Annotated in this window: 4 protein-coding genes and 2 pseudogenes; 5 read left to right on the forward strand and 1 reads right to left on the reverse strand. The window is 65.8% G+C overall.

Annotated features, from left to right (window positions below):
- Nucleotides 1-283 (forward strand): hypothetical protein (locus Q7A36_RS37680; protein WP_305108937.1); only part of this gene is annotated, 283 nt, incomplete at its 5' end.
- Here the strand turns inward: Q7A36_RS37680 and Q7A36_RS37685 are convergent.
- Nucleotides 238-1,191: pseudogene (locus tag Q7A36_RS37685) on the reverse strand (IS5 family transposase). The gene Q7A36_RS37680 and the pseudogene Q7A36_RS37685 overlap by 46 nt on opposite strands.
- Nucleotides 1,192-1,930: 739 nt before the next feature.
- On the opposite strand from Q7A36_RS37685, the gene Q7A36_RS37690 reads away from it, so the two are divergent.
- The 4 genes and pseudogenes from Q7A36_RS37690 to Q7A36_RS37705 form a co-directional block, all read left to right on the forward strand.
- A complete protein-coding gene (locus tag Q7A36_RS37690; protein WP_305108934.1) occupies nucleotides 1,931-4,195 on the forward strand; it encodes an ATP-binding protein in 2,265 nt (754 codons plus the stop codon).
- A gap of 1 nt (nucleotide 4,196) precedes the next feature.
- Entirely contained in the window at nucleotides 4,197-4,670 is a 474-nt protein-coding gene (locus tag Q7A36_RS37695; RefSeq protein WP_305108935.1) for a response regulator, read from the forward strand.
- Nucleotides 4,667-6,097 (forward strand): HWE histidine kinase domain-containing protein, encoded by a 1,431-nt coding sequence (locus Q7A36_RS37700; RefSeq protein ID WP_305108936.1) that lies wholly within the window; start codon nucleotides 4,667-4,669, stop codon nucleotides 6,095-6,097. Before Q7A36_RS37695 ends, Q7A36_RS37700 begins: the two co-directional genes overlap by 4 nt.
- A 91-nt stretch (nucleotides 6,098-6,188) precedes the next feature.
- Nucleotides 6,189-6,488: pseudogene (locus Q7A36_RS37705) on the forward strand (hypothetical protein); the annotation flags it as partial.
- Between the last annotated feature and the right edge of the window lie 119 nt (nucleotides 6,489-6,607).

Raw genomic sequence — 6,607 nt, forward strand, 5'->3', positions numbered from 1 at the left:
AAACCGGGTCACAAGCGGAGCTGGGTTTGTGTTGCCAGAAGGAGCCGATCTGGCGCTGAGCTCTGACGACAGTGCGGGACCCGTGGACGAAATCGACATTGTTTTTATTGCGGCTCGCAGCGATGTTCGTTCTGAAAACGGCAAGAGATGTACGATGAGCCCAGATGATTCGGCCTATGCGGCATCGTGTTGCATCGGTCGGCGGTATGGACGCATTGATCCCTGCCGGGTGCGAGATCATGCAATCCGGATGTACTCCGGCCATCCGAGATCGAGTATCTGATTCAGGACGTTGGTGGCGATGGCCACTTCGGTTGCTTGCCGACCGTCGGTTTGCGACCGTAGCCCGTCACCGATGACGCGTTTCCAGCGCGAGACATCGGCTTCCACCAGAGCACGCGAGTTGTACCCAGACGCTCGCTGCTAGCCCATGCGACCGCGCTCTGCTATACATCGCAGATGCACGTCCCGCTGTGTCGGCGCGGCCGCAGCAGCGTCGCTCGGCACCGCGTTCGCGCGTGGTGGCACGATGACGTCAGCACCCGGATGACGCGCCTCAACCTCGGCGTAGACATCGTCCCGGTCGTAGGCACCATCGCCGATGAAGGATGCCACGGAACCATCAACCTGGTCGAGCAGGGGACCGACCTGCGAGCCATCATCGGCTTCCCTGTCAGTCAGCACCGAGGCGACGATCTGGCCGGTGTCGGCGTCCGTCGCCAGGTGAAGCATCTTCCAGGCCCGACGCCGCTTGCTGCCGTGCTTCTCCTCCAACCATTCACCCGGACCGCACAGCCGCAGCCTGGTGCTGTCGACCAGCAGATGCACCGGCTCGCCCCCGCAGCGTGGTCGCGGCACCTGCAGCGTCTCCGCCCGACGACTGAGGGTCGAATGGTCCGGCACCGCGAGATCCAGGCCAAGCAGCTGCAAGATGGAGCCGATCAGGCCCTCGGTCTGGCGCAGCGCCAGGCGGAACACGGCCCGTGGTGTCAGGGCAGTGGCGATCGCCAAGGCCGAGTACTTCGGCTGCCCGCCTCGGCCCGCCAGCCCTCAATCGCCTCGGCCGTGAACCACACGGGCAGGCTGCCGCGGGCGCGCAGGCAGGCAGGCATCGTACTCAGCCCAGTTGGTGACCTTCTGCCGCTGGGCCGGAATATGGTGCCGGCGAGCAGCGTTCGATTTGAACGGCATGGTGAGGTCCCCTCTGTCGAGGGCTCACCCGCCTCGCCAGCCTACCCGAACGTCCCGAACCAGGCGACCCGTGCAATAACACGTCTTAATTCACGAATTCGGAATGAATACAACTCGAATGACGTTCATCGCTTTGCGGCATTCAATCTAAGTGCTGGACGAGATCTACGGCATTTTGGTAGATGTACGGAGGAACTTCTTTCGGAAGTGGTATTGCCTTCGCGTCGCCACTCGCTCCCGCAAACCATCCCTGAGCCCGACAGCGCGGCCCGTGAGGTTCAGCTCTGTGTCATGGTCGCGCCCACGGTCCGTGCCAAGGTCCGCGCGACAGCCAAGGCGCGTGGCCAGACCGTGCGATCGCTGGTGCTGAGCGCGCTGCGTGATGCCGGTGTGCTGGACGATTTCAGTGACACTGAGCTAACTGACCGCCGCGCGACCGTTGCTGCCGCCAAGGCGCGCCTGTGGCGTGAGCACACAGCAACGTCGCCTGGGACTGCCGTCATTCCGGGCGCTTCGCTGCCCTTTGTCCGGAATCCTCGAGGTGGCACTACCTAATGCGCCAGGTTATCCGCCGCACACTGCATCCTGGTACTGTCCCCCAGGACTTCAGGGGACGCCCCAGGAACGCGGATCGGAGCACGCGCGGCATCGGTTCTCGCTGTAAGCCTCGGCACTGCGCCGCTGGTCTACATCGCGACTTTCGCCTTTGCGCGCCCTGTGCGCCGGAATTCCCGCTGTAATGTCTCCCGATCACGCCCTTCCCTCGACCGATCCGACCGTGGGGTGTGATCGAGAGCCGATCCACATTCCCGGCAGCATTCAGCCACACGGCCACCTGCTCGCCTTCGCTGGCGTCGACCTCGGCCTGATGCATGCCAGCGCTGCTGCTGAAGCGGTGCTCTCGACCAGCATCGCCACCGCCTTCGGCCAGCCCATCGAGCGCATCCTCGCCGGCAGGCCGACCGAGGCGTTGCGCGATGGCCTGGGCCGCTTGCCCGCGACCGGACCAATGCAGTTCGGCCGCTTCCGTACGGCCTCCGGAGCGGCGTTTCAGGCAATCGGGCACCGCTCGCCCGATGGGCGTGCTGTGCTCGAGCTCGAGGCGGAAGCCGAAGGCGACGGCCCGGGTGCCGAGGCCACGCTCGAAGCGCTCTACCCGGGCGTCCGCGACGCCTTCGCCCGCCTCGGGCGCGCTGCCTCGGTCGAACTGCTGGCCACAACCGTGGCCGCGGCAGTGCGGCAAATCACCGGCTTCGATCGGGTGCTCGTCTATCGCTTCGAGCCGAACTGGGACGGCACCGTGATTGCCGAGGACGGGAACGGGCGCTTGCCCTCCTACCTTGGCCTGCGCTTCCCAGCTTCGGACATCCCGGCGCAGGCGCGGCATCTCTACGAGGTGAACCCGCAGCGCCTGATCGCCGACGCAGATTACGTGCCAGTACCGATCCGATCAGCGCAGCTCGGGCCGCCACTCGACCTTACATTCGCCAGCCTGCGGAGCGTCTCGCCCGTCCATCTCGAGTACATGCGCAACATGGGCACGCCGGCCTCGATGTCGGTTTCCATTCTCCGCGGCGATGGCCGATTGTGGGGGCTGGTCTCCTGCCACCATGCCGCACCACGCCGGGTGTCCTTTGCAGCCCGGAACGCCTGCGACCTCGTCGCGCAAATGTTTGCGGTCCGCGTCGCCGCCCGCGAGGAGATGGCTCAGGCCGAGGCACGTGCACGGCTCAAGGGCCTGGAAGGGCGCCTGCTTGCGCGTATGACGGCGGTCGGACGCCTTGAGGACGGTCTCCTGGCCGTCCCGCAGAACTTGCTCGACCTGACCGGGGCGGCCGGGGCGGCAGTGCTGACGGAGGGCGGCTGCGCACTGGCCGGGTACACGCCATCCGAGGCAGAGGTAAGGCGCATCGCCGCATGGCTGCAGGAGCGCGGCGTGGGGGAGGTGTTCGAGACCAGCTTTCTGGCCTCACTGCTGCCCGGGGCCGAAGCCCTGGCCGACACCGCCAGTGGCCTGCTGGCCGTGTCAGTATCTCGAATACACCCCAGCTTCGTCCTATGGTTCCGCCCCGAGGTGGTTCGCACGGTGTCCTGGGGCGGCGACCCGCGCAAGCCCGCCGAGGCGGCCCCCGACCGGCTGCACCCGCGCCGCTCCTTCGCGGTCTGGGCGGAGACGGTAAAGCAACGCTCACTTCCCTGGGGCGCTGCGGAGATCGCGGCCGCGCGAGATCTCCGCTCTGCCATCGTCGGCGTCGTGCTACGCACAGCCGAGGAGCGAGCCGCGCTCACCGGCCGGCTGGAGCAGGTCAATCGGGAGCTGGCCGCCTTCTCCTACTCGGTATCGCACGATCTGCGCGCGCCCTTCCGCCACATTGTCGGCTTTGCCGAGCTGCTGCGCGAGCGCGAGGGCGAGAAGCTCAGCGATCGAGGGCGACGCTACATCGATACCATCGCGCAAGCGGCAGAGACCGCGGGCCGCCTGGTCGATGCGCTACTGAACTTCTCGCAGATGGGCCGCACGGCTCTAGTGCCGATCGAGTTCGATCCAGCGGTGCTGGTGGCCGAAGTGCGCCAGGCTCTGGAGCCGGAGCAGGCTGATCGGCATATCGATTGGCGGATCGCGCCGATGCCTGCGATCTGGGCTGACCCAGCCATGCTTCGGCAAGTATTTCAGAACCTGCTGTCGAACGCGATGAAGTACACGCGCGACCGCGACCCGGCGGTGATCGAGGTGGGTTGCGCGACGGGCGAAGCCGAGATCGAGTTCCATGTGCGCGACAACGGCGCCGGCTTTGACATGGCCTATGTGCACAAGCTTTTTGGCGTGTTCCAACGGCTGCATCGGGCCGAGGAGTTCGAGGGCGTCGGCATCGGGTTGGCCAACGTGCAGCGCATCGTCGAGCGGCACGGCGGTCGGATCTGGGCTGAGGGCAGGCTCGGCGAGGGCGCGGTCTTCCACTTTACGCTGCCGCGGCGCGGCGCATCCGCGGCGGAGACGACGTAACATGGCACAGTTGAGGCCCGTCCTGCTGGTCGAGGACAGCCCGAATGATATCGAGCTGACCTTGGAGGCACTTGAACGGAGTCGGCTTGCCAACCCGGTGGTGGTGGCCCGCGACGGTGTCGAGGCACTGGACTACCTGTTTCGGCGTGGAAATGCCGCGGGTGGTGGGACGCCGCAGTTGCCGGCGGTGGTGCTGCTGGACATCAAACTGCCTCGGGTGGACGGACTCGAAGTACTGGAGCGGATCAGGCGGGAGCCACGCACCCAGCACGTGCCGGTTGTCATGCTGACCTCCTCGCGCGAGGAGCAGGATCTGATCCGAAGCTATGGTCTCGGTGTCAACGCCTTCGTGGTCAAGCCGGTCGGCCACCGCGAGTTCTTCGAGGCAATCCACGACATCGGCGCCTTCTGGGCCGTGCTCAATGAGCCGCATCCAGGCCTCCCGGAGGCTCCTGACGCTGGCGGCAAAATATGACCGCCTTCTCCGTCAAGGTGGCGGTGCAGGAGGGCAGTTGCCGCATTCTGCACCTTGAGGACAGTCCAGTCGACGCTGAGCTCATTGCCGAACATTTGGCTCGTCCCGGCTTGGCCTGCACAATCCGACTCGTGGCGACGCGGGCCACCTACTCTGCCGCGCTGATCGAGGACAGCTTCGACATCATTTTGGCGGACTACGTGCTGCCAGACTTCGACGGGCTCGCGGCCTTGATGATGGCACGCGACCTCGCACCCGACACGCCGTTCATCTTCGTCTCTGGGACTCTGGGCGAGGAGGCGGCGGTCGAGGCCGTTAAGCGGGGTGCGACAGACTACGTGGTCAAGCAGCGCCTCGCGCGACTGCCGGTCGCCGTCGAGCGTGCCATGGCCGAGACACGGGCGCGGTCCGGACAGCGCGAGACACTTGCGGCGCTGCGCGAAAGCGAAGCGCGATTACGTCTGGCGCTCTCGACGGGACGGCTCGGCGCTTGGGAACTCGACCTTCGTACCTTCGCGCTCAAAGCCTCAGAGACCTGCCTGGCCAACTTCGGCCGACTCCCCGGCTCTTCCTTCACCTACGACGATCTGCGTGCCTCCATCCACCCAGACGACCGCGAGGCTATGCAGACAGCCGTGGCGCGCTCGATTGCAGAGCGTATGGACTATGATATCGAGTATCGGGCGGTGTGGCCGGACGGCACGGTGCATTGGGTGCAGGTGCGCGGCCAGCCGGTCCATGCCGCGGATGGGACACCCCTGGGCATGGCCGGCGTCTCGCTTGACGTCACCGAGCGCAAGGTCGCAGAACAACGACAGGCGCTTCTGTCACGCGAGGTCGACCACCGCGCAAAAAACGCGTTGGCAGTGGTGCAGGCGGCGCTGCGGCTGACCACAGCTGCGGACATGCCGGACTATATCCGCAAGGTCGAGGGCCGTGTTGCCGCCCTGGCACGGACGCAGACGCTGCTGGCCGAGGATCGCTGGTCCGGTGCGGATCTGCACGCAATGCTGCAAGGGGAACTCGCGCCCTTCCTGAGCGGCAAGGCGCGCGTCGCACTGAACGGACTGCAAGTATCACTGCCCGCGAAGGCGACGCAGCCGCTGGCGATGGCAATACACGAACTGGCCACCAACGCTGTAAAGTACGGCGCCTTGTCCGTGGCAGAGGGTGGGGTCTCTGTGTCTTGGGTCGTCGGGCGGTCGCCGGACGGGCCGGCGCTGCTGCGGCTACGCTGGGTGGAGACGGGCGGGCCGCCGATCACCGGCATACCAAAGCGACGCGGCTTTGGCGGTCGAGTGTTGGATGGCACTGTGCGTGTGCAACTTGGCGGCAAAGTGTTGCTCACCTGGGAGCCAACAGGTCTCGTATGCAGTCTTGAGGTGCCACTCGGGTTGGGAGTCGGGCATCAGGCCGAGGACGTGTAGGGCATGCTGTTGCATCGATCATCGGTGTGGACGCAGGTACATCGTGATGGTGTGGACATCGTGATGGTGTGGACGCCCCCCGACGGCATCGATGTGCCAAGGTGGAGGTGTTGAGCAACCACCAGGGGAGGCGTCCGTGGGCGAGGCTAGCACGATCGGGCTCGACGTCGCGAAGAACGTATTTCAAGCGCACGGCGCCGACGCCGCTGGGCATGTGGTGTTCCGTAAGCGCCTGGTACGGGCCAAGGTGCTTGAGTTCCTCGCGCGACAGGCGCCATGTATCGTGGCGCTGGAGGCCTGTGGCGGCGCGCACCACTGGGCACGAGAGATCAGCAAGCTGGGCCACACAGTGCGTCTGATTCAGCCGGCTTACGTCAAGCCCTTTGTCAAGGAGAGCATGCAATGTCGTGGGGGCTGATCAGGCTGCCTTTGCCATGGCCTGCTGACCTTCGGTGGGACGAAAGCCCGGGTAGCGCTGCCGAAAGGCATCCTCGAGCGTGTCGTTCAGAA

Origin of the sequence: Paracraurococcus lichenis (assembly GCF_030657435.1) — a bacterium.
Classification (GTDB): domain Bacteria; phylum Pseudomonadota; class Alphaproteobacteria; order Acetobacterales; family Acetobacteraceae; genus Paracraurococcus; species Paracraurococcus lichenis.